The organism is Streptomyces sp. NPDC020747 (assembly GCF_044334695.1).
GTDB lineage: Bacteria > Actinomycetota > Actinomycetes > Streptomycetales > Streptomycetaceae > Streptomyces.
The window spans coordinates 214,662-236,263 of sequence record NZ_JBIRTJ010000017.1; the positions used below are offsets into that span (position 1 = coordinate 214,662).

At 71.6% G+C, this 21,602-nt stretch carries 18 protein-coding genes; 14 read left to right on the forward strand and 4 right to left on the reverse strand.

Going from position 1 to position 21,602, the window contains the following annotated elements:
- The first annotated feature begins 86 nt into the window (after positions 1-86).
- The 3 genes from ACH4YP_RS37320 to ACH4YP_RS37330 are packed head-to-tail and all read left to right on the forward strand — an operon-like array spanning position 87 to position 6,816.
- Complete coding sequence (locus ACH4YP_RS37320) at positions 87-1,256, forward strand: AAA family ATPase (RefSeq protein WP_361057584.1); 1,170 nt, start codon at positions 87-89, stop codon at positions 1,254-1,256.
- 5 nt (positions 1,257-1,261) lie between these two features.
- The gene (locus tag ACH4YP_RS37325) at positions 1,262-4,996 is read left to right on the forward strand and encodes a DUF5682 family protein (protein ID WP_398495368.1); all 3,735 of its coding nucleotides are present in this window, start codon (positions 1,262-1,264) and stop codon (positions 4,994-4,996) included.
- A complete protein-coding gene (locus ACH4YP_RS37330; RefSeq protein WP_398495369.1) occupies positions 4,993-6,816 on the forward strand; it encodes a hypothetical protein in 1,824 nt (607 codons plus the stop codon). The genes ACH4YP_RS37325 and ACH4YP_RS37330 overlap by 4 nt, the downstream gene beginning before the upstream one ends.
- 18 nt (positions 6,817-6,834) lie before the next feature.
- Here the strand turns inward: ACH4YP_RS37330 and ACH4YP_RS37335 are convergent, their stop codons facing one another.
- On the reverse strand, positions 6,835-8,040 hold the full coding sequence (locus ACH4YP_RS37335; RefSeq protein WP_398495371.1) for a cysteine desulfurase-like protein: 1,206 nt from the start codon (positions 8,038-8,040) through the stop codon (positions 6,835-6,837).
- Between the two features lie 19 nt (positions 8,041-8,059).
- On the opposite strand from ACH4YP_RS37335, the gene ACH4YP_RS37340 reads away from it, so the two are divergent.
- The 7 genes from ACH4YP_RS37340 to ACH4YP_RS37370 all read left to right on the forward strand — a co-directional run bounded on the left by ACH4YP_RS37340 (position 8,060) and on the right by ACH4YP_RS37370 (position 15,122).
- Positions 8,060-8,431 (forward strand): DUF2975 domain-containing protein, encoded by a 372-nt coding sequence (locus ACH4YP_RS37340; protein ID WP_398495373.1) that lies wholly within the window; start codon positions 8,060-8,062, stop codon positions 8,429-8,431.
- Positions 8,431-8,655: a helix-turn-helix transcriptional regulator gene (locus tag ACH4YP_RS37345; RefSeq protein ID WP_361057590.1), complete on the forward strand. Its 225-nt coding sequence runs from the start codon at positions 8,431-8,433 to the stop codon at positions 8,653-8,655. The genes ACH4YP_RS37340 and ACH4YP_RS37345 overlap by 1 nt, the downstream gene beginning before the upstream one ends.
- Positions 8,656-8,879: 224 nt before the next feature.
- Positions 8,880-9,347, forward strand: a complete 468-nt coding sequence (locus ACH4YP_RS37350; RefSeq protein ID WP_398495376.1) for a hypothetical protein — start codon at positions 8,880-8,882, stop codon at positions 9,345-9,347.
- 63 nt (positions 9,348-9,410) lie between these two features.
- Positions 9,411-11,696: a protein translocase subunit SecD gene (gene secD, locus ACH4YP_RS37355; protein WP_398495377.1), complete on the forward strand. Its 2,286-nt coding sequence runs from the start codon at positions 9,411-9,413 to the stop codon at positions 11,694-11,696.
- A gap of 87 nt (positions 11,697-11,783) precedes the next feature.
- Entirely contained in the window at positions 11,784-13,055 is a 1,272-nt protein-coding gene (locus tag ACH4YP_RS37360; RefSeq protein WP_361057596.1) for a saccharopine dehydrogenase C-terminal domain-containing protein, read from the forward strand.
- Between the two features lie 155 nt (positions 13,056-13,210).
- Positions 13,211-14,704 (forward strand): APC family permease, encoded by a 1,494-nt coding sequence (locus tag ACH4YP_RS37365; RefSeq protein WP_398495379.1) that lies wholly within the window; start codon positions 13,211-13,213, stop codon positions 14,702-14,704.
- A 1-nt stretch (position 14,705) separates the two neighbouring features.
- Entirely contained in the window at positions 14,706-15,122 is a 417-nt protein-coding gene (locus ACH4YP_RS37370) for a universal stress protein (protein ID WP_361057600.1), read from the forward strand.
- Between the two features lie 45 nt (positions 15,123-15,167).
- Here ACH4YP_RS37370 and ACH4YP_RS37375 read toward each other — a convergent pair whose 3' ends face one another.
- Together ACH4YP_RS37375 and ACH4YP_RS37380 are read right to left on the reverse strand one after the other, a co-directional pair.
- Entirely contained in the window at positions 15,168-15,668 is a 501-nt protein-coding gene (locus ACH4YP_RS37375) for a cysteine dioxygenase (RefSeq protein WP_398495381.1), read from the reverse strand.
- Positions 15,665-16,600: an amidohydrolase gene (locus tag ACH4YP_RS37380; protein ID WP_398495383.1), complete on the reverse strand. Its 936-nt coding sequence runs from the start codon at positions 16,598-16,600 to the stop codon at positions 15,665-15,667. Before ACH4YP_RS37380 ends, ACH4YP_RS37375 begins: the two co-directional genes overlap by 4 nt.
- A gap of 226 nt (positions 16,601-16,826) precedes the next feature.
- Here ACH4YP_RS37380 and ACH4YP_RS37385 point away from each other — a divergent pair, with 226 nt between their 5' ends.
- Positions 16,827-17,831 (forward strand): LacI family DNA-binding transcriptional regulator, encoded by a 1,005-nt coding sequence (locus ACH4YP_RS37385; RefSeq protein ID WP_361057604.1) that lies wholly within the window; start codon positions 16,827-16,829, stop codon positions 17,829-17,831.
- Positions 17,832-17,888: 57 nt separating this feature from the next.
- On the opposite strand, the gene ACH4YP_RS37390 is transcribed toward ACH4YP_RS37385, so the two are convergent.
- Positions 17,889-18,449, reverse strand: a complete 561-nt coding sequence (locus ACH4YP_RS37390; protein WP_361057606.1) for a TetR/AcrR family transcriptional regulator — start codon at positions 18,447-18,449, stop codon at positions 17,889-17,891.
- A 95-nt stretch (positions 18,450-18,544) separates the two neighbouring features.
- Here ACH4YP_RS37390 and ACH4YP_RS37395 point away from each other — a divergent pair, with 95 nt between their 5' ends.
- The 3 genes from ACH4YP_RS37395 to ACH4YP_RS37405 all read left to right on the forward strand — a co-directional run bounded on the left by ACH4YP_RS37395 (position 18,545) and on the right by ACH4YP_RS37405 (position 21,579).
- Positions 18,545-19,285: an SDR family oxidoreductase gene (locus ACH4YP_RS37395; protein ID WP_398495385.1), complete on the forward strand. Its 741-nt coding sequence runs from the start codon at positions 18,545-18,547 to the stop codon at positions 19,283-19,285.
- Between the two features lie 357 nt (positions 19,286-19,642).
- A complete protein-coding gene (locus ACH4YP_RS37400; RefSeq protein ID WP_398495387.1) occupies positions 19,643-19,948 on the forward strand; it encodes a hypothetical protein in 306 nt (101 codons plus the stop codon).
- 452 nt (positions 19,949-20,400) lie between these two features.
- The gene (locus tag ACH4YP_RS37405) at positions 20,401-21,579 is read left to right on the forward strand and encodes a MalY/PatB family protein (protein WP_398495459.1); all 1,179 of its coding nucleotides are present in this window, start codon (positions 20,401-20,403) and stop codon (positions 21,577-21,579) included.
- The last annotated feature ends 23 nt before the right edge of the window (positions 21,580-21,602 follow it).

Here is a 21,602-nt window from a genome sequence, read left to right on the forward strand (position 1 = left end):
CCCTTGCTGACGGCTCCCCGTATGACGACCCCTCAGCTGACTACCCCTCTGCCGACGACCTCCCGACCCGACCGGACGGACCACCGATGACAGCCACCCTGGCCCCCGACACGGCCCGCCAGATCACCCCGCCAGAGGACCGGCACGCCACCGAGCTGGCCTTCCTCGCCGCCTACGACGACGGGCCGCGCCCCCCTGCGTGGCGGCTCACGCCCCGTGCCGTCGTCACGTTCGTCATGGGCAGCGACGGCCGGGCACTGCGGCTGCCCGACGGCGCCCCGACACCCGACGGTGTGCCGCGGCGCCTCGTCGTCGAGGGCAAGTTCGTCGGCGACCGAGCCCTGGTCGAGCGGTGCGTCGTCACCCTCGCCGGCGAGCGCGGGCTGCTGCTCGTCGGCGAGCCCGGCACCGCCAAGTCCATGCTGTCCGAGCTGCTGTCCGCCGCCGTCTGCGGCACCAGTGGCCTGGTCGTCCAGGGCACCGCGGGCACGACGGAGGACCAGCTCAAGTACGGCTGGAACTACGCCCTGTTGCTGGCCCAGGGGCCCAGCCGGCAGGCCCTCGTGCCCTCGCCCGTCCTGACCGCCATGACCCGGGGAGCAGTGGCCCGGGTGGAGGAGGTCACCCGCTGCCTGCCCGAAGTGCAGGACGCGCTGGTGTCGTTGCTCTCCGAGCGGCGCATCGCCGTGCCCGAACTGGCGGGCACCGAGGACTCCCTGGCCCACGCGGCACCCGGCTTCAGCCTCATCGCGACCGCCAACCTGCGCGACAAAGGGGTCTCCGAGATGTCGGCCGCGCTCAAGCGGCGCTTCAACTTCGAGACCGTCGGCCCCATCGCGGACCTCGACGCCGAGACCGCGCTCGTACGCAGTCAGGCACGCGCCTCGGTCGAGCGGGCCGGAGCGCCCTTCCAGGTCGACGACGCTGTACTGGAAGCCCTCATCACGGCCTTCCGGGACCTGCGGGAGGGCCGGTCCGCGGAAGGCTGGGAGGTCGAGCGGCCCTCCACGGTGATGAGCACCGCGGAGGCCGTGTCCGTGGCGGGCGCGCTGGGGCTCGCCGCCGCCTACTTCCCGGGCGACCGCGACGTCCTCGGCCTCTTGCCGGGTCACCTCCTCGGTGTGGTCCGTAAGGACGACCCCGCCGACGCGGCCCGGCTGCGCGGCTACTGGGACGGCCCCGTCAGGCGCCGCGCCGAACAGGGCTCCGCCACCTGGCGCACCCTGTGGGACCTGCGCACCGTCCTGGAGGACTGACCACCGTGCCCCTCTCCCCCGACGAAGCCGTCGCGGCCCTCACCGACCCGGCGGCGCCCTACCTCATCGGCGTACGGCACCACGCGCCCTCCCTGGCCGCGGCCGTGCCCGCGCTGCTGGACGCGGCCAAGCCGGACGTGCTGCTCGTCGAACTGCCCGACGAGATGCAGGAATGGCTGCCCTGGCTCGGTCATGAGGAGACACGGGCCCCGGTCGCCCTCGCCGCCGCTCCCCGAGACGGGGGCGGCGGCCCGGGCCCGGCCTTCTATCCGTTCGCCGACTTCTCGCCCGAACTCGCCGCCGTGCGCTGGGCCGCGCGCCACGACGTGCCGGTCGTCGCGTGCGACCTGCCGCTCGCCAACAGGGCGTGGAGCGCCGAGCGGTACGCCCCGGCATGCCCGGACGACGGTACGGACCGGGGCTCGGCCCTGGAGCCGCCCGGCCCGACCGCCGCTCCGGCCCCTGCAAGGGCGCCCGGCATCCCCACCCCTCCACCAACCGCGCAGACAGCCGAGGGTCCCGCCTCTTCACCGGCCACCGGCGAGACACCCAGCGCTCCGGATCCCGTCGGCGTCCACGAGACGTCCCCCCGAGCCGGCCTCGCCACCGCGCTGCGAGCCCGGCTCACGGGCCGTACCGGTGACGACCTGTGGGACCGTCTCGTCGAGGCGGCCGCCCCGGGCTCGCCTCCCGAAGCGCTGCGGCGGGCCGCCCTGCTGACGGGCTGGGCGCTGCGCGAGGACGCGGCCGCCTCGGGAGGCGTGCCCGAGCTGGATCTGCGGCGCGAGGAGTGGATGCGTGCCCGGCTGGCCGCCGCCACAGCGAACGGCGAACGCGCCGCCATGGTCGTCGGCGCCTTCCACGCCCCGGCGTTGACGTCACCGGGCACACCGGCGGAACCCCGGTCGCACGCATCCGGCGGCCCGGACGCCGCCGAGGCCGCGGCATGGACGACGTCGTTCATCCCCTACACCTACGCGCTTCTCGACGAGCGGTCCGGCTACCCGGCGGGCATCCGGGACCCGGAATGGCAGCACCTGGTCCTGGGCGCGGCGGGCGACCCGGCCGCGCTGGAAGACGCCCTGACACGCGCCGCCGTACAGATCTGTGCCCAACTGCGCGTTCTCGGGCACCCGTCGGGACCCGCCGACGCCCGGGAGATCTGCCGCCTCGCGGGGGACCTCGCCCGGCTGCGTGGACTTCCCGCGGCCGGCCGGGGCGAGCTGGTCGAGGCGGTGCAGACCGTCCTCACACAGGGAGAGCCGTACGGACGCGGCCGGGCCGTCGCACAGGCGATGGAGCGGGTGCTCGTGGGAACGCGCGGCGGCCGCCCGGCACCGGGAGCGCCCCGCAGTGGACTCGCTCCGGCGGTGGAGGCGGAGCTCGCGGCGTTGGGGCTGCCCGGGCCCGACAGCCACGGCACCGACACCACGCGGGATCTGCGGCTGGACCCGCTGCGTTCCGACCTGGACAGCCGCCGCGAACTCCTGCTGCAGCGCCTGACCGTGTGCGGCGTGCCGTACGGAGAGGCCAAGGAGGTCGTCGGCGCAGGCGGGTCCGAGGCACTGACCTCTCGCTGGGAGGTGCGCTGGACACCCGCCACGGCGGCCATGCTGACCGCGGCCGGTGTCCGAGGAGTCACCCCCGCGCAGGCTGCCGAGGGGTTGCTGCGCGAACGCCGGCGCGCAGAGCGGGACGAGGGCGGCCCCACGGCTGCACAGACCCTGCACGGCCTTCGGCAGGCGGCGGAGTGCGGCCTGCCCGCCCTCACCGACGAACGCCTCGCCGACGTCCGCGACGTGCTGCCGCAGTCCGCCACGCTGCCGGAACTCCTCGCCGCTCTGGCTCTGTTGGACCGACTGCGTGCGGGTCATGTCGCAGGCCTCGGTACCGACGAGGAACGTACCGAAACGGTGGCCACCGTGGCCGAGCTGCTGACCGCCGCGGCGGTGCGGCAGGTGGACGGTCTCACGGGTTCCGAGGACCGGGCCGACGCTCACGCGCTGCTCGAACTCGCCCATCGCGCGGACCTCTTGGGCGGGATACGGCTCGCCGACGCGCTCGCCCGGCTGGCCACCGACGGCTCCCCGCTGATGCGCGGCGCCGCCGGAGCCGTACGTGTTCTCCTCGGCCACGAGGACCCCCATGTTCTGGGCGATCGCATCGCCTCATGGGTCGACTCGGCCAACACCCCCGAGGCCCGGACAGCCCTCACCGACCGGCTCATCGGGGTGCTCACCGCCGCGGGCCCGCTCCTGGAGGCGGCGGCTCCCGCCCTGGAGCCGCTGCTCAACCGCGTCATCGAGATGCCCGACCGGCAGTTCCTCGATCGGCTCCCCTCGCTCCGGGAAGGCTTCGACACCCTCAGCCCGGCGGCCCGCGACCGGCTCCTCGACACCGTCGAGGAGCGCCTCGCCGTCACGCATCTGACCGACACCGGCGGCGTCGACCCCGCCGCACTCGCCACCTGGACCCGCGCGGACCTCGCGGCCCGCGCCGCCCTGCGCACGCTCGGGCTGCTGCCTCCGCCCAAGGGGGACGACCTCGTTCCGGCACCCGAGAACCCCGAAGAGCCCGAAGTGTCAGAAACAACCGAGCGAGTTGCTGAGCGCTCCCCCGAGGATCACGTCCTCGCGTCCGCCGACCGCTGGCGGCTCGTACTCGGCCGTCGTACGGACCAACTGCCGCGCTCGGCCTCGGCGTTCGCGACCGCGCTGGACGAGTTGTACGGCAGCGGACGCGGTGAGGGCAGCAGGGGCGACCTGACCGGACCTGGCCGACGCGGCGGGGGCGGCCGGGAGGCTTCGTACCCGGGGGTGCGCGCGTGGTCCGAGGAACTGGCCGCCCTGTTCGGACCGGGCATCCGGGAAGAGGTGCTGGCGGCGGCCGCGGCGTCGGGCCGCAAGGACGTGATAGCCGAGCTCAACCCGGACGTCGTGCGGCCCTCCGTCGACCTGCTGCGCACCGTGCTCCAGCACGCGGGAGGACTGCCCGAGGCGCAACTGGCCGCCCTGCGCCCGCTGGTCCGCCGCCTGGTCGAGGCGCTGACCCGGGAACTGGCCACACGTCTGCGCCCCGCGTTGCACGGTGCGGTCCTCCCGCGCCCCAGCCGACGGCCGGGCGGCGGCCTCGACCTGCCCCGCACACTGCGCGCCAACCTCGCGACCGCACGCCGCGGCCCGGACGGTACCGTCCAGGTCATCCCGGAGCACCCCGTCTTCCGTTCACGCGCCAAACGCGCCGCCGACTGGCGGCTGATCCTGGTCACCGACGTGTCGGGGTCCATGGAGGCCTCGACGGTCTGGGCGGCTCTCACGGCTTCCGTGCTGGCCGGAGTGCCGACCCTGTCCACGCATTTCCTGGCCTTCTCCACGGAGGTCATCGACCTCACCGGCCATGTCGACGACCCGTTGTCGCTGCTCCTTGAGGTCAGCGTGGGCGGCGGCACGCACATCGCCGCCGGGCTGCGCCACGCCCGCGAACTCGTCACCGTGCCGTCGCGCACCCTCGTCGTGGTCATCAGCGACTTCGAGGAGGGCTATCCCCTCGGTGGCCTGCTCGCCGAGGTCCGCGGTCTCGTCGGGGCCGGCTGCCACGTACTCGGCTGCGCGAGCCTGGACGACGCCGGTCGACCCCGGTACTCGACCGGCGTCGCGGGCCAGCTCGTCGCCGCGGGCATGCCCGTCGCCGCCCTCAGCCCACTCGAACTCGCCCGCTGGGTAGGGGAGAAAGTCTCTTGAGCCTCGACCTGCCTCCGGTCGCCCCGGCCGTCACCGCCGAACTCGTCCAAGGGCTCACGCCCCGGCTCCGCAAGCGGCTGGACGCCGGCATCACCAAGCTGGCGGGACGGCCGTCCGTCCGCGACGGCGACACCGTACGCATCGCCGTCGACGACGACACCCACCTCGAACTGCACGCCCCCGGCGGCACCGTGACCAACGCGGACGCGATCCGCTGCGGCTGCCTGCTGGCCCCGGACTGCCTGCACCGCGCGGCCGCGGCCTCGGCGGCACCGATCGCCGACTCCGAGCCCGAGTCCGGCTCCGAGTCGCAGTCGATACCGGACGCCGTGCCCGCACCGGTCGGCCAGGACGCTCCCGCCTCCCCGCGCACACCGGTCTCCGCGAACAAGGCGATCTCGACGGACACCAAGTCCGCGTCACCCACGGAACCCGAGACCCCCACCCCCGACCAGCGCGCCGCCGCACAAGCCACGTACGACGCCGCGGCCGCCGTACTCGAAGCCGGTACGGACGGCGCGGGCGCCGTGCTGCAGGCGGAGTTGCTGCGCGCCGCTCACACCGCACGGATCAGCGGTCTGCCCAGGATCGCCGCCTCGGCGGTCTCCGTGGTCACGCAGTTGCGCGCGGCTCGCTGCGCCGATCCGGCGTACCGCCTCACCGAGTTGGCCGCGGCTCTCCGCGAGGTCCTCGGGACAGCCCATCGCCTCCCGGGCTCCACCGGCCCCGAACTCGCCGCCCTGCACGGCACCGCACGGCAGCCGTACACCCCGGACGGATCCCTGCGGCTGTACGGGCTCTTCTCCGAGCCGGTCCTCACGGCGACCGGCTACGCCGGAGCGGTCACCTGGACGTCCGACGCCGAGGGCCGTCTCCATACGGTCTCGGATGTCGTCCCGGGAGGGCCCGGCCGGGCGGTGGGTGCGGCCGACCGGGCCGTACGCGTCGGGGACACGGCTCTCACCCACCGTGAACTGTCACGGGCCGGGCTCGCCGTGTCCGGTGCGACCGTCTCCCCGACGGGCCGGCTGGGTGCGGGAGCGGGTGTACGGGCCGTGCGCGCGTCCGGCGCCGCCTGGCGCGAGGACCCTCTCGCAGGCCTGTGGGAACTGCCCGTCGCCGATCAGGTATCACGTGCCCTGACCGGCGGGGACGGCCTGCTGTTCCTCGACGTGACCCTCACCGGTACGGTCCGCGAGGCGGCGGGGGACTGCCTGCTCGCGGACTGCGACGGACTGACGCTCCGGCTGGCCGCCGCCCATGACCACCCCGCGCTGCCCTACCGCGACAACCTCCGTCTCCTCGCGGCCTCCCCGGGCACCCGACTGCGTGTCGTCGCCCGCCTCGACCCGTCTCCCCTGCCCCGAGCGCTGCTCCTCGCCGCGGACCACCCCCAAGATCCAGGGGCCCATCTCGACCTGGGCCTCGACCGTCTCCAGCACGCGGACCTGCCCACCCCGGCGATGGCGCCCGCCGGATCGCCACCCACCACCCCGGACGAGGCGCCGCTGCATCTTCTGCGCCGCCGTGTCCACCAGGCGGCCTCGGCGGGCCGTCGCGTGCTCGCCTTTCCCGGAGACAGCGCGGCCGACAGTCGGCGCCTGGGCCGCTACGGTTTCGCCTGCGCCGGAGACCTCCTCGACGAACTCCATTCGGCTGCCGCGGACCGGTCCCGCGACGCCTTCGGCCGTCTCGTCCCCGCCGACGTCAACCGGTTCGCCCACGCCTGGCTCGCGGCGGCCCGCTACAGCGAGGAGGTCGACCGGGCACTGTGCGCCGCGGCGTGGGGAGCGGATCCGGCGCTGCCGCCCTCCCCTTGAACGAGTCGACGGCTCCCCTCAGAGCGCCAGGAACTCGGACAGGCCCTCCAGAAGCCGTTCGACGTCCTCCGTGTTGTTGTAGGGGGCCAGGCCGATCCGAAGCCCACCGGTGTCACCCAGGCCGAGTCGACGGGAGGCCTCGATCGCGTAGAAGGACCCCGACGGCGCGTGGACGCCACGCTCCGCGAGGAACCGGTAGGCCTCCACCGACGAGCGACCGTCGAACGTGAGCAACAGGGTGGGAGTGCGGTCGGCTGCCTTGGAGTGGACCTGGACCCCTGGAAGCGAGGACAGGCCCTTGTCGAGCTGTGTGCGCAGGGCCTGTTCGTGTGCTTCGAGGGCCATGAACGCGGACGCCAGGCGCTGTCGTCGCGTTCCTGTGGCCTCCGTGTCGAGGCCGGCGAGAAAGTCGACCGCCGCTTCCGTACCCGCGAGGAACTCGTAGGGCAGTGTGCCCAGTTCGAAGCGCTCCGGCACCGCGTCGGTGGAGGGCAGGAGCTTGTCCGGCCGCAACGTTTCGAGCAACTCCGGCCGGGCGGCGAGGACTCCGTGGTGGGGGCCGAGGAACTTGTACGGGGAACAGACGAAGAAGTCCGCGCCGAGCCGCTCCAGATCGACCAGCGCGTGCGCGGTGTGGTGCACGCCGTCGACGTAGGTGAGCGCTCCGGTATCGCGGGCCAGGCCGGAGATCTCGGCGATCGGGGGACGTGTTCCGATCAGGTTGGAGGCGGCGGTCACGGCGACCAGCCGGGTCCGCGGGGACAGAACGGCACGGACGTCGGCCGCGGTCAGTTCTCCGGTGGCGGGATCGAAGTCGGCCCAGCGCACGGTGGCACCGGCCTGGGCGGCGGCTTGAACCCATGGGCGGATGTTGGCGTCATGGTCGAGACGGGTGACGACCACCTCGTCCCCGGCCGACCATGCCTTGGCGAGGGCACGGGAGAAGTCGTAGGTGAGCTGAGTGGCACTACGGCCGAAGACGATCCCTGCCGGGTGCGCGCCCAACAGGTCGGCCAGGGCCTGACGAGCCCTGGCGACAATGCTCTCGGCGTGCCGCTCCCCCGGTGTCCCTCCTCCCCGGTTCGACAGAGGCTGCGCCAACGCGTCGGCGACGGCCCGGATGACGGGCTGCGGGGTCTGGGTGCCACCGGGGCCGTCGAAGTGCGCGGTCCCGGCGTTCAGCGCCGGGAACTGGGAGCGGAGGGCGGTGATGTCGTACGTCACGAGAGCTCCTGTGGGTGCCGTGCCGAGGCAGTTCCCTGACGAGAGTACGCACCTCGCCCAGGGCTGCCCCCACGGAGACGAGCCCCTCGCAGTGTGGATGCTGCTCGCCATGGTCCGGCGCGGCGCGATCTTCTCACCGCTGGCCTTCCGGTGGGTCGACATCGTCATCGCATCCTCCGTCGTGGCGACGCTGCTGGCGACGGGGATCGCCGGACATCTCTTCGTGGCCGACATTCCGTCTCCCGACGACGGCATGGAGGAACTCAGCGCCCTGGGCGCCGCGATCACGAGCGTCGGCGTGGGAGCGGCGTTCGCGATGCTCACCGTCATCATGCGAAGCCTCCTGCGCAAGGCGACGGATCTGCAGACCGAGATCGCCGCGGTCGTCTGATGGCGATCATCGTCGACCTCGACGTCCAGCTCGCCAGACACAACCTGTCGGTCGGCGAGTTCGCCGCTGCCGTCGGCATCACGCCCGCCAACATCGCCGTACTGAAGAACGGCCGCGCGAAGGCGGTTCGGTTCACGACCCTCGACGCGATCTGCCGCACGCTCGACTGCCAGCCCGGCGACGTACTGCGCTGGGTCCCCGACGACGACACGAACGACGACTGAAGCAGACCCCGGACCGGAAGCAGTCCCCGGACCGGATTCGCCATCCGTACGGTCCCGAGCGAACTTTATGCGTTCCTCACACGTTGTCCCCAAGGGCCGCCACCCGTGGCGGCCGTGTCCCTGACCGGGCCCGGCGGTTCCACTTCTCCGTCGGCCGGAAGCCGTTCCACCAGCAGTTGTTCCAACAGCAGTTCAGGCAAAGGCAGTTGAGGAGGAGGAATCGCATGACACAGCGAACCCGTGCGTCCTCCACCTCCGGCAGCCGGAACCCCACACCCATCGCCGGCGCGCTGCTGGCGGCACTGTTCACGCTCCTCGGCGTACTCGGCCTCCAGGGCATCCCCGCCGCGGCCTCCCCCGTCTCACCGGCGCCGGTCACGGCGGCCGTGCAGCGGGTCCTGACACCGGCCGCCGAAATCCCCCCGGCCACAAGTGTCGCCACCAAGGCCGACACCCGTAGCAACGCCGACGACAAGTGCACCACCGCCTGCGGCCAGCAGCCCCGCGTAAGCAGGGCCACGCCGGGCGAGTGGCACATCCTGCCTCCGGGCGGGGTGTCCGTCCCGCCCGGCCCGGTGCTCCCCCTGCCGGAGCCCGGGCCGCAACTGCCGCTCTCACAGGGCGCCTTCACGCCTCCACAGCACTCCGAGCGGCACAGCGGGCGGGGCCCGCCGCCTTCCAACGGCATCTGACGTCACCCAGTCGATCCCCACCGCACCCTTCTCACGGCTGCGGTATGCCTGTTGGAGGCACCCTTGACGCGCGCCATCCGCGTGCGGGCGTTCTTCGCCCTTGCCGTTCTCGCCCTGTCGCTCTACATCACGCTGACCGTGCCGGTCCGCCTCGGACTCGATCTGCGCGGCGGCACTCAAATCGTCCTGGAAACCCGGGATTCACCCACAGCCAAGGCCGACTCGGAGGCCACCGACCGCACTCTGGAGGTGCTGCGCCACCGCATCGACGCGCTCGGCGTCGCCGAACCCACCATCGCCCGTTCCGGAGACAACCGGATCATCGTCGAGCTGCCCGGCATCCAGGACCCGCGTGAGGCCGCCGACGTCCTGGGCCGCACCGCCCAACTCGCCTTCCATCCCGTCCTCGGCGCCGCGGACACCGGCGAAACCTCACGGCAGCCGCAGGCCAAGCACCCGGCGGAACTCGTCCTCCCCGACGAATCCGGCCGGCCCGTGCGCCTGGGCCCGTCGGCACTCACCGGCGCGGACGTCGACGACGCCGAGGCACGCATCGACCAGCAGAGCGGGGTCGGCTGGTACGTCGGCGTCGACTTCAAGGGAGCGGGCGGCGACGCCTGGGCCCGCCTGACGGGCGAGGCGGCGTGCCGTCCCGCCGGCGATCCCGCCCGCCGCGTCGCCATCGTCCTGGACAACAAGGTCATCTCCTCCCCGCAGGTCAACTCCTCCGTCGCCTGCCGTACGGGCATCGCCGGCGGGTCCACCCAGATCACCGGCTCCTTCAGCCGTGACGAGGCCCGCGAACTGGGCCTGCTCATCAACGGCGGAGCCCTGCCGGTGCCGGTCGAGACCGTCGAACAGCGCACCGTCGGCCCGACCCTGGGCGCAACCGCCATCGAGGCCAGTGCCACGGCCGCCGTCATCGGCACCGCCCTGACCTCACTGTTCATCGTCGCCGTCTACCGGCTCCTCGGCGCCCTGGCCGCCGTGGCCCTGGCCTGCTACGGAGTCATCTCCTACGCGGCTCTGGTCGCGCTCGGCGCCACCCTCACCCTCCCCGGGCTCGCCGGGTTCGTCCTGGCCATCGGCATGGCCGTCGACGCCAATGTCCTCGTCTTCGAACGGGCTCGCGAGGAATACGCGGCCCGCCAGAGCAAGGGCCTGCGCGCCGCCCTCACCGCCGGGTTCCGCAACGCGTTCAGCGCCATCGCGGACTCGAACATCACCACTCTCATCGCCGCGGGCCTGCTCTTCTTCCTCGCTTCAGGGCCCGTCCGCGGCTTCGGTGTCACCCTGGGCATCGGCGTTCTCGCCTCCATGCTCAGCGCCCTGGTCATCACCCGCGTCCTCGCCGACCACGCGGTCGCCCGTCGATCCGTACGACGCCGTCCCCGTCTCACCGGCATCGCGGACACCGGAAAGGTCCGCGACTGGCTCGTCCGCCGCAATCCCGACCTGATGCGCCGTCGGCGCACCTGGCTGGCCGCGTCCGCCGTCGCGCTCGTCCTGGCCACCTCGGGCATCGCGCTCCGGGGGCTGAACTTCGGCGTCGAGTTCACCGGCGGACGGCTCATGGAGTACGCCACCTCCGCCCCCGTGGACGCCGACCGCGCCCGGGACGCACTGGCCGACGCGGGTCTGCCCCGCGCGGTCGTCCAGACCTCCGGCGACGGCGATCTCTCCGTACGCACGGATCAACTGTCCAACGCCGAGGCGGCGAAGGTGGACAGGACGATCGGCGACCTCGCGGGCGGTGCCGAGAAGATCCGCGACGAGCTCATCGGCCCCAGCCTCGGGGACGAGCTGCGCCGAGGAGCTCTCATCGCCCTCGCCTCGGCGCTGGCCGCCCAGTTGCTGTATCTCGCGGTGCGCTTCCGCTGGACCTTCGGCACCTCCGCGGTCGCCGCGATGGCCCACGACGCCCTCATCCTCGTCGGTGTCTTCGCCTGGCTCGGCAAACCGATCGACGGCGTCTTCCTCGCGGCCCTGTTGACCGTGATCGGATACTCCGTCAACGACTCCGTCGTCGTCTTCGACCGGATCAGGGAACTGTCGGCCGGCGACCGGAAGACACCCTTCTCACGCCTCGCCAACACCGCGATCCTGCAAACCCTCCCCCGCACGGTGAACACGGGCATGGGAGCCGTGTTCATCCTCTCCGCGCTCACCCTGCTGGGCGGAGACTCCCTGACCGACTTCGCCCTCGCCCTGCTCATCGGCATCGTCGTGGGCACGTACTCCTCGATGTTCACCGCCGCGCCCCTGGCCATCGGACTCCAGGCCCGCAGCGCCTCGCCACCGCCCAGCGCCACGGCCCGGTCCGTCCCTCTCACGGGGCGTACCGGCTGATATCGTCCTGGCCCACCGAACAGGCAGGGGGCCTCCCCTGCCGACGCTGGGACGCCTGCCGTCGGCGGGACGAAGGAGTGCTGCGCCATGCGAGTTCTCTTGGTCGGAGCGGGAGGCGTCGGGACCGCGATCACGAAGATCGCGGCCCGGCGTTCCTTCTACGAGCACATGGTCGTCGCCGACTACGACCCGGCGCGGGCGGAGTCGGCCGTCGCGGCGCTCGGGGACGACGAGCACAGGTTCACAGCGGTGCAGCTCGACGCCTCGGACACAGCCGGGGTGCGGGCCGCACTCGCCGAACACCGCTGTGATGTCCTACTGAACGCCACCGACCCCCGTTTCGTGCTGCCACTGTTCGACGCCGCGCTCACCCATGGCGCCCACTACCTGGACATGGCGATGTCCCTGTCCCGGCCGCACCCGACCCGCCCCTACCAGGAGTGCGGCGTGAAACTGGGGGACGCGCAGTTCGCGCGGTCCGCCGAGTGGGAGGCGGCGGACCGGCTCGCGCTGGTCGGCATGGGTGTGGAGCCGGGCCTGTCGGACGTCTTCGCCCGCTACGCCGCCGACGTCCTCTTCGACGAGATCGAGGAGATCGGCATCCGCGACGGCGCCAACCTGGTCGTGGACGGCTACGACTTCGCCCCGTCCTTCAGCATCTGGACGACCATCGAGGAATGCCTCAACCCACCGGTCGTCTACGAGACGGAGCGGGGCTGGTTCACCACACCGCCCTTCAGCGAGCCGGAGGTGTTCGACTTCCCGGAGGGCATCGGGCCGGTGGAGTGCGTCAACGTCGAGCACGAGGAGGTGCTGCTGGTCCCCCGGTGGTTGAAGGCCGAGCGAGTCACCTTCAAGTACGGGCTCGGCGACGAGTTCATCGGTGTCCTCCAGACCCTGCACAAGCTGGGCCTGGACCGCACCGACCCGGTCACCGTGAACGGCGGCACCGGCACCGGAACGGGCAAGGTCACCGTCTCCCCGCGGGACGTGGTCGCCGCCTGTCTGCCCGACCCGGCCGGCCTCGGGGACCGCATGCACGGCAAGACGTGCGCGGGTACGTGGGTCAAGGGCACCAAGGACGGCCGGCCGCGGGAGGTCTACCTCTACCACGTGGTCGACAACCAGTGGTCGATGCGGGAGTACGGCTCCCAGGCCGTGGTCTGGCAGACCGCGATCAACCCCGTGGCCGCTCTCGAACTCATCGCGTCGGGGGCCTGGCACGGCAGCGGAGTGCTCGGCCCCGAGGCACTGCCGCCCCGGCCGTTCCTCGACCTGCTGACGGAGTACGGGTCACCGTGGGGCATGCGCGAGGACACGCCGGTACGCGGAGACGGGACCGACGGCCCCGCCCTCTGACTGCCACACACCCCCTACTGCCACACCGGCTACTGCCGCCCACGCACCGGCGCACGCCTACCCAGGTGACATGCGTATCCAAGAGGCCCTCAATAGCGTAAAAAGTTCCACAACGCCCTGTTGTATGGATCCACGCACAACCGGAGCGAGGGAACATGGCCAACGACACCGCGGACGCGCCCCCACCTGTCGGATTGAAGGCCAACGCGATCGGGTTCGTCGACGCGCTCGTCATCGGTCTCAACTCCACCTCCCCGGCGTACTCGCTGGCGGCGGTCATCGGCCCGATCGTGGCGCTGGTGGGCATCTACGCCCCGGGCGTGATGGTCGCGTCGTTCGTGCCGATGCTGTTGATCGCGTCGGCGTTCTACTACCTCAACAAGGTCGACCAGGACTGCGGTACGACCTTCTCGTGGGTCACCCGGGCGATGGGGCCGTGGGCCGGCTGGCTCGGTGGCTGGGCCATCGCGATGACCGGAGTTCTGGTCGTCGGATCGCTGGCGGACGTCGCCGTGAGCTTCGCGCTGCTGGCCTTCGGCCTGGACAGCTGGGTCGACAACGACTTCGTACGCCAGTCGCTCGCGGTGCTGCTCATCCTCGTGATGACGGCCGTGTGCGTCGTCGGCACCGAGGTGTCGGCCAAGGTGCAGAACGTCCTCATCCTGGCGCAGGTCGCCTGTCTGATCGCCTTCGTCGTGGTGGCGCTCTACCGGGTCTACGCGGGCACGAGCACCTTCGACTCCATCAACCCCTCATTCAAGTGGCTGAACCCCTTCGGGGCCGGCGGCGCGTCACTGACCGGGGCCCTGCTGCTGGGGGTGTTCATCTACTGGGGCTGGGAGTCGGCGGTCAATCTCACCGAGGAGGTCGAGAACTCCGCCACGGCTCCCGGCAAGGCGGGCGTCTGGTCGACGGTCGTACTGCTGGTGACCTATCTGTCGGTCGGTTTCGCGGTCGTGGCCTACGCCGGCACGACCTTCCTCGCCGAGAACGCCGACGAAGAGGAGTTCGTCTTCGCCCTGCTCGCCACCGAGGTGATGGGCGGCTGGGACTGGGTCGTGCTGCTGGCGGTGTCGACGTCCGCGCTGGCCTCGACGCAGACGACGATCATCCCGGCATCACGCACGGCACTGTCCATGGCACGCCGTCACGCGCTGCCCGAGCACTTCGCACACATCCACCCGCGGTTCCGCACGCCCGACGTCAGCACGTGGTGGGTCGCCGGCATCGCCATCGCCTGGTACCTCGTCGTCAACCAGATCAGCACCAACGCCCTCTTCGACTCGCTCACCGCACTGTCGTTGCTGATCGCGTTCTACTACGCGCTCACGGGTGTGGCCTGTGCGGTCTACTACCGTCGCCATCTGACCGAGAGCGCGCGCTACTTCGTACTCATCGGCCTGGGCCCGCTGGTCGGCGCCGGACTGCTGGCGTGGCTCCTGGTGGAATCGGTCTCCGACATGGCCGACCCCGAGAACTCCTACAGCGGTGTCTCGTGGTTCGGGCTGGGTCCCCCGCTCGTCATCGGCATCGGTATCGCCCTCATGGGTGTGGTGCTCATGGTCGTACGGCGACTGATGTCGCCGCTCTTCTGGTCGGAACGCCCAAGTGTGGCCGACGCCGATCTCGTCCACGGCAAGGAGTCCTGACATGTCGGTTGTCCTCGGATACGACGAGTCGCCGGGCGCGGCACGCGCGCTGCGCGTCGCGATCGAGGTGTCCGCCGCGTTCGACGAGCCGCTCGTGCTGGTCTACGGCGCCGCGGCTCCGGGAACCCTCGGCGAGGAGTACGGGGCCCACCGCGAGGCCGTCCGCGAGGCCGGACGCGTCGCACTCGACCACGCAGTCAGGGTGGCCGACGAGGCCGACGTACGGACAACCGTCGAAATCATCGACCAGAAGCCGGCCCAGGCACTGATCGACGCCGCGTCACGCCACGGGGCGCGATTCATCGTGGTGGGCAGCTGGGCAGAGAGCCCGATGCGCGGCGCCCTGCTGGGCTCCACTCCCCACAAACTGCTCCACCTGTCGAACGTCCCGGTCCTCTGCGTGCCGACCGAAGAATGAACCACCCGGTACCGGTTGAGGGGTGGCTGGTCGAGCCGATCCGCCTCAGGCGGCCGGGGTGTCCAGTGGGCGCAGTTCGTCCGCGTACGAGACGGAGATGCGGCGCATCAGGCCGTCCTCTGTGATGTCGTACTGGCCGAGGCGCCACAGCGGTGGCGAGTAGGCGTGGATCGAGACGGCGTCGTCGGTGGCGCCGGTGAGCCGGTGGATGTGCTCGGGGCCGAAGCAGAAGGACTCGCCGGTGGCGACGGTGACGGACAGGTGGCTGCCGCCGATGCGCGGGTTGGACTCGTGGAGCGCGCCCTGGACGATGCCGACGGCACCGGAGGAGATGTCGTGGTCGTGCCAGCCGGTGTCGTTCTGCCGGGTCCAGCAGAGCAGCCAGACGTCGACGTATTCGTCGCGGTACAAGGACGCGTAGTGCCGCTGTTCGTCGGAGAAGGCGACCTGTTCGCGCCAGAGGTCGGGGCGGGTGGCGAGGTCGTCGACGAGGGCTTGGAGTTCGCACTTGTCGAGGGTGCGGTCGGGCAGGGACTCGTACGTCATGAGTGGCTCCCTTCGGGTCGGGTCCGCCACGGGGACACGGCTCGGGCGCGGCCGTACAGGAGGCGGGCGGGGTTGGTGGTGCGCAGGGCGTGGACGGCGGCGGCCGCGCCGAGGTCGGGGATGACGGGAGGCGCGTACGGTCGGTCGCTGCCGCCGACGACCACGTCGATGCCGACGGCACGAACGACCGCGTCCACGGCGCGAGTTCCGTAGGAGGAGGTCTCGTAGAACGCGTCGAAGTCGACCTGGCCCCGACCGCCGCCGCGGATCGCGAGCCGTTCACCGTGGAGCGGGGCGAGGCCCGCGAGGGCGGCGAAGCAGACGCGCAGGCGGGGGTGGCGGGCGCGGCCGAAGGCACGGAAGGCGAACCAGGACGCGTGCATCTGGGACACGTACGGGACCAGGGCCGGCCACCACGGAGGGGCGTCGGGCGTGGGCCGGACCGCGCCCGGGTGGATGAAGAGGGGTTTGCCGTGGCGGGTGAGGACGTCGAGGAAGGGGGCGCACCGGGTCCAGCCGGCCGCGTCGAGGAGGGCTGTGGCGGGCAGTTGGAGGCCCGCGCAGCCGCGCCGGAGTTCGCGTTCGACAGCCTCGGGGTCCGGTGCCGACAGGCAGGGAGAGGCCCAGACGCCGAAGGGGGCCGGCAGCGCGAGGGCGCCGTCGTGGAACGCCGCCAGCAGCGGGGCGGCCTCGGCGGGCGGCAGGTACTCGATGCCGAGGGGGCTGGAGAGGGACACCAGGGCCAGGCCGAGACCGTCGGTTACAGCAAGACGCGTACGGGCTGCGATGTCGTGGTCGGCCGGGTCGACCTCGTAGGGCGGTTCGCTGCCCGAGTGCAGGGTCCAGCCGTCGAGGTGCGGCGGTGCGGTGCGGGAGCGCAGCAACTCGATGAAGGCGGGTGGCCAGATGTGCTGGTGGACGTCGGTGGGCACTCGGCGGTCCTCATGGCTGGCAAGGTGAAGAAGAAGTGGTCTACCTTTGTTAAGCGTTTCACTGATGCGATTAACTTAAGCGATTAACAAGCGGCTGTGTCAAGCGGTGGGGGCGGCGCGGAGGCGGGCCCCGCCCACCGTGCGACGCCGGAGTGCCGGCGGGTCCGTGGCGGCGTCGGCGGGCCGTGTGCCCACAATGCGGACGCGTCCCGGTAGGCTTCCGGGCATGGCCAGGCCCAGCAAGCGCACCACCCTCCGGGAGGTGGCCGAGGCCACGGGCCTCTCCACCGCCGCCGTCTCCTACGCCCTGCGCGGCAAACACGTCTCCAAGGAGACTGAGGAACGGGTGCGCCAGGCCGCGGCCGAACTCGGCTACGAGGCCGATCCCATCGCCCGCGCACTGGTCAGCGGCCGAACCAGCATGGTCGGCGTCCTCGCGGGTGACCTCCAGGACCTGTGGCAGCAGCAGCTGATGGCGGCCATCGGCCGGGAGCTGCTGGCCGGCGACCGTTACGCGCTGATCCTCGACGCGGGTGGCGACCCCGACCGTGAACTGGCTCTCGCCAAGCAGCTGCGCGACCAGCGGGTCGACGCGCTGCTGGTGTCTCCGGTGAACCCGTCCGCGAAGGGCTGGGCCACGATCGCCGACTCGCTGCCGGTGGTCGCCGTCGGCGATTCGCTGAGCCGCGCCCGCACGGCCGGCCAGGTCATCTTCGACAACCGGGCCGGCATCGACGCCGTACTGGAGTATCTGCACGGCCTCGGCCACCGCCGGGTGACCGTGCTGACCCCGACCCGCCCGAGCACCCCGGACCGGCCCGCCGACGTGTATGTCCGCGAGGCCGCCGACCGCCTCGGCCTCCAAGCCGAACTGGTCCCCTGCCCGCAGGAGTTGGGCGAGGCGACAACGGTGGCACGCGGCGTCCTGGAGGGGGCCCGCCCCGCGACGGCCGTGTTCTGTTTCTCCGACTCGCTGGCGTACGGGGTGTACGCCGCCGCCGCGGACGCCTCGCTGGAGGTCGGCCGGGACGTCTCCGTGGTCGGCTTCGACAACCATCCGGTGTCACGGGTGCTCACCCCACCGCTGACCACCGTGGACTGGGGGCTGACCCAGATCGCGGCGGAGGCGGCACGGCTGACGGTCGCGGCGATCGAGGGCAAGCGCGTGCGGAAGAAGCGGGTGCTGTGTGCCCCGCAGATGAGCGAACGTGGGTCTGCCGTGCGGGTGTGAGACCCCCGCGAGCCCCTTGGGGAGTCAACTCCCCCTGCCCCTCCCTCTCCCCCTGCCTCACCCATCCGCGTCCCGTCGGCGCAGGCCGTCGAGGATGACGTTCATCAGCGGCCGTGCCTTCGACTCCCATTCGCCCCGGTCCAGTCGGCCGAGGTAGGCGATGAGCAGGAGGACCCCGGGGGCGTCCACGTCCGTGCGGATGGAACCGGCCGCTTTTCCGGCGTCCAGCAGGTGGCCGAGGGCACCTTCGATGGGGTTCTGGCTGTGGGCGACGAGGTCCTGCCACGCGGCCGGCTCCAGCGCCGCCAGGACGCCGTGCTTGATCTCGGCGTAGTCGATCACTCGGTCGAGCCAGCGACTCAGGGCCTCCACGGGCTCGTGGTCCGCCAGCAGGGCGGAGGAGGCGGTCACGAGTTCCTCGACGTCGCGACGGTAGACCTCGGTGAGGAGCGCCTCACGGTTGGGGAAGTTCCGGTAGAGCGTTCCCTGTCCCACACCGGCGCGCTTGGCGATCTCGTTGAGGTGGACGTGGCTGGACTCGGCGAGGGCCGCACGGGCGGCCTCGACGATGCGGGTCCGGTTCCGCTCCGCGTCCGGACGGCGTGCCGACGCACTCATAGACCTCTCCCGATGTTCCGCCTGCGGCAAGTGGACACGTGTCCGGTAAGCTGAACCACGTAGCGGACACGTGTCCACTTTACTTGGAGGCAGTAGTGCTCTCTCTTCACGGCAAGATCGTCGCCATCACCGGAGCGAGTGGCGGCATCGGCGAAGCCACGGCCCGGCTGCTCGCCCAGCGCGGCGCGGCGGTCGTCCTCTCGGCACGCCGGAGCGAACGCATCGACGCCATAGCGCAGGACATCCGCGAGCAGGGGGGCCACGCCACCTCGTGCGTCGTCGACGTCACCAAGGCCGAGGACCTGCGGCGCCTGGTCTCCACCGCCATCGACGAGTACGGCCGTATCGACGTACTGGTGAACAACGCCGGCATCGCCCCGATCGGCCCGATGGCCGACCTCGACACCGAGGGCTGGTCGGCCATGATCGATGTCAACCTTCGCGGCACGCTCAACGGCATCGCCGCCGTGCTGCCCGCCTTCCGCGAGCAGGGGTCGGGCCATCTGGTGAGCATCGTCTCCGTGGCCGGCCTGTCCGTGTCCCCCTTGATGGCGGTCTACGCCGCGACCAAGAACGCGGTGCGCACCGTCCACGAGGGGCTGCGCGCGGAGTCCACCGACGGCGTGGTGCGCACGACAGCCATCTCGCCGGGATACGTCCGCACCGATCTCGCCGACTCCATGGCGGACCCGCACATCCGTGAGCAGACACGCAGGAGCATGGACGCGATGGGCATCTCTCCGGCGGCGGTCGCCCGCGCGGTGGCCTTCGCCATCGAGCAGCCCGCCGACGTCGAGATCGGCGAGATCAACGTCCGCCCCACCGTCCAGGCGTGACACGTGCCGTCACCGGTCAAGTGAGACGACCGCTTGCGCGACACCACTGTCCGACCTGTCCGACCCGACATACCGACGAGCAGAACGCGGTTCCGGGCCCGGACTCCGTCATCAACGGCGGGCCTCGTACGGCCGTTCGCCGGAGAGACCGTCGAGCCGGCTGGAGCCGCACAGCCTCCTCGCGGTGTCACCACGGCCACGGCCGTCCCTCCCGGCGGTCGGGAGATCCGGGTGCCGAGGCGGGCCGACGTCCTCTGGCCCCTGATGAACTTCCTGGTGTTCCACGGAGTCTCGAACCCGGACCCTGCTGGCGGACGAGGCCTGACAGCCGCGGGTGCCCGTGTGTAGCGTCACTCCATGACCGACGAGACCACGGCCAGGGCAGGCAGAGAGTTCTACACGTTCGACGGCCGGATCCTGGAGGTCTTCGGCAGCTATCCGAAGCGGTTCCACATCCGGAACATGGACCTGCGGGTCACGGGCCCCGACCGGAAGGGGAGGCGGACCGTCGAAATCGTCGCCGGTCCGCCCGAAGCCCCGGCGACGCAGCACACATGGCACCACTCGGCCGAGGAATGGCAGCGGGCGCAGGGCCTGGAAGCCCTGCTGGAAGCGGTACAGGCGGGTATCGCGTCGGCCCGGGAACACGGGCACGGAGCCTGAATCGGCGGCACGTTCTCATCGTGCTCAGGCAGTCCCGTCATATCGTGGAATAGCCGGCCACCTCGATCACCTCCGCTCCTGGCTCGTTCGCGGCGTGGCGGACGACGTCTTCGAGGGCGAGGGGGTGGACGAGGAACAGCCGACCAGCGCGTACAGCGTCGCGAGCACGATCGCCACAGGGCTGACACGGTGTCCTTCGAGGCTCGGGGACATGCGCCGGAAGCTTTGCGTGCGGCGTGGGGAGGGGTCCTGAAACCGCCGAGCAGGCGGCATCATCTTCCTGATCTTCCTGGCCGTCCATAGGCTGCCAGGAAGGTCAAGGCCTCTGTACACGCGGCAGCCACCGCCTACAGGCCCGCACCGCCCGGACGTTGGAGGATCGCGTGACCGAAACCACGAAGCAGGCGGCATCCGAGGACGCCGAAACCAGGCGGACCGATCCGCTCGTGCAGATGTCCCTGCGGCAGTTGAGAAGGCGTACCAGCATGAAGTGGCGCGCCCATCCCGAGGACGTACTGCCCCTGTGGGTGGCGGAGATGGACGTTCCGCTGGCGCCCTGCGTCGCCGACACGCTGCACAGGGCCATCGGCCTCGGCGACACCGGATACCCCTGTGGAACCGCCTACGCCGAGGCCCTGGCCGCCTTCGCCGCCGACCGCTGGCAGTGGGGCGGACTTCGCGTCGGGAACACGGCCATCGTGCCCGACGTCATGTTGGGCATCGTCGAGGTGCTCCGTCTCATCACCGACCCGGGCGACGCCGTCGTCGTGTGCTCCCCCGTCTACCCGCCGTTCTACGCTTTCGTCGGCCACGACGCCCGCGAGGTGATCGAGGCTCCCCTGGGCCCCGACCTGCGTATCGACCTCGGTGCATTGGAGGACGCGTTCGTACGGGCGCGGCGGCACGGCCGATGTCCGGCGTTCCTGCTGTGCAACCCGCACAACCCGAGCGGTGTCGTGCACACCCGCCAGGAACTCGAAGCCGTCGCGGCGCTCGCCCGTCGGCACGGTGTCCGCGTGGTCTCCGACGAGATCCACGCCCCGCTCGTACTGCCGGGCGCCACGTTCACGCCGTTCCTCAGCGTGTCCGGGTCCGAGAACGGCTTCGCCCTGATGTCCGCCTCCAAGGCGTGGAACCTGGCCGGGCTCAAAGCCGCCCTGGCCATCGCGGGCGAGGAGGCTGCCGACGACCTCCGCCGGATGCCCGAGGAAGTCGGTCACGGGCCAAGTCACCTTGGGGTCCTCGCCCACACGGCCGCGCTCCAGGAAGGCGGGGACTGGCTCGACGAACTGCTGGGCGGGCTCGACGCGAACCGAACCCTGCTCGGGCAGCTCATCGGGGAGCACCTCCCCGGCATCCGGTATCTGCCGCCCCAGGGCACCTACTTGGCCTGGCTGGACTGCACACGGCTGGGACTGCACGACGAACACCGGGACAACGGCCCCGGTGTCGTGGCCGACCTTGCCGGACCGGCGAAGATGTTCCTCGACGAAGCCCGCGTCGCCCTCAGCTCCGGTCACGTCTTCGGCACCGGCGGCGCGGGATGCGTACGCCTCAACTTCGCCGCGTCACCGGCCGTCCTGCGCGAGGCGCTGGACAGGATGGGGCGCGCGGTGCGGGAGCTGGGGTGAGGCCGTCACGCGCGTCCCGATCC

Coding starts and splice junctions, on each gene's coding strand:
- ACH4YP_RS37320 (WP_361057584.1), top strand. CDS start 87: ATGACAGCCACCCTGGCCCCCGACACGGCCCGCCAGATCACCCCGCCA.
- ACH4YP_RS37405 (WP_398495459.1), top strand. CDS start 20,401: ATGTCCCTGCGGCAGTTGAGAAGGCGTACCAGCATGAAGTGGCGCGCC.
- ACH4YP_RS37400 (WP_398495387.1), top strand. CDS start 19,643: ATGACCGACGAGACCACGGCCAGGGCAGGCAGAGAGTTCTACACGTTC.
- ACH4YP_RS37350 (WP_398495376.1), top strand. CDS start 8,880: ATGACACAGCGAACCCGTGCGTCCTCCACCTCCGGCAGCCGGAACCCC.
- ACH4YP_RS37375 (WP_398495381.1), bottom strand. CDS start 15,668: ATGACGTACGAGTCCCTGCCCGACCGCACCCTCGACAAGTGCGAACTC.
- ACH4YP_RS37365 (WP_398495379.1), top strand. CDS start 13,211: ATGGCCAACGACACCGCGGACGCGCCCCCACCTGTCGGATTGAAGGCC.
- ACH4YP_RS37360 (WP_361057596.1), top strand. CDS start 11,784: ATGCGAGTTCTCTTGGTCGGAGCGGGAGGCGTCGGGACCGCGATCACG.
- ACH4YP_RS37385 (WP_361057604.1), top strand. CDS start 16,827: ATGGCCAGGCCCAGCAAGCGCACCACCCTCCGGGAGGTGGCCGAGGCC.
- ACH4YP_RS37345 (WP_361057590.1), top strand. CDS start 8,431: ATGGCGATCATCGTCGACCTCGACGTCCAGCTCGCCAGACACAACCTG.
- ACH4YP_RS37370 (WP_361057600.1), top strand. CDS start 14,706: ATGTCGGTTGTCCTCGGATACGACGAGTCGCCGGGCGCGGCACGCGCG.
- ACH4YP_RS37390 (WP_361057606.1), bottom strand. CDS start 18,449: ATGAGTGCGTCGGCACGCCGTCCGGACGCGGAGCGGAACCGGACCCGC.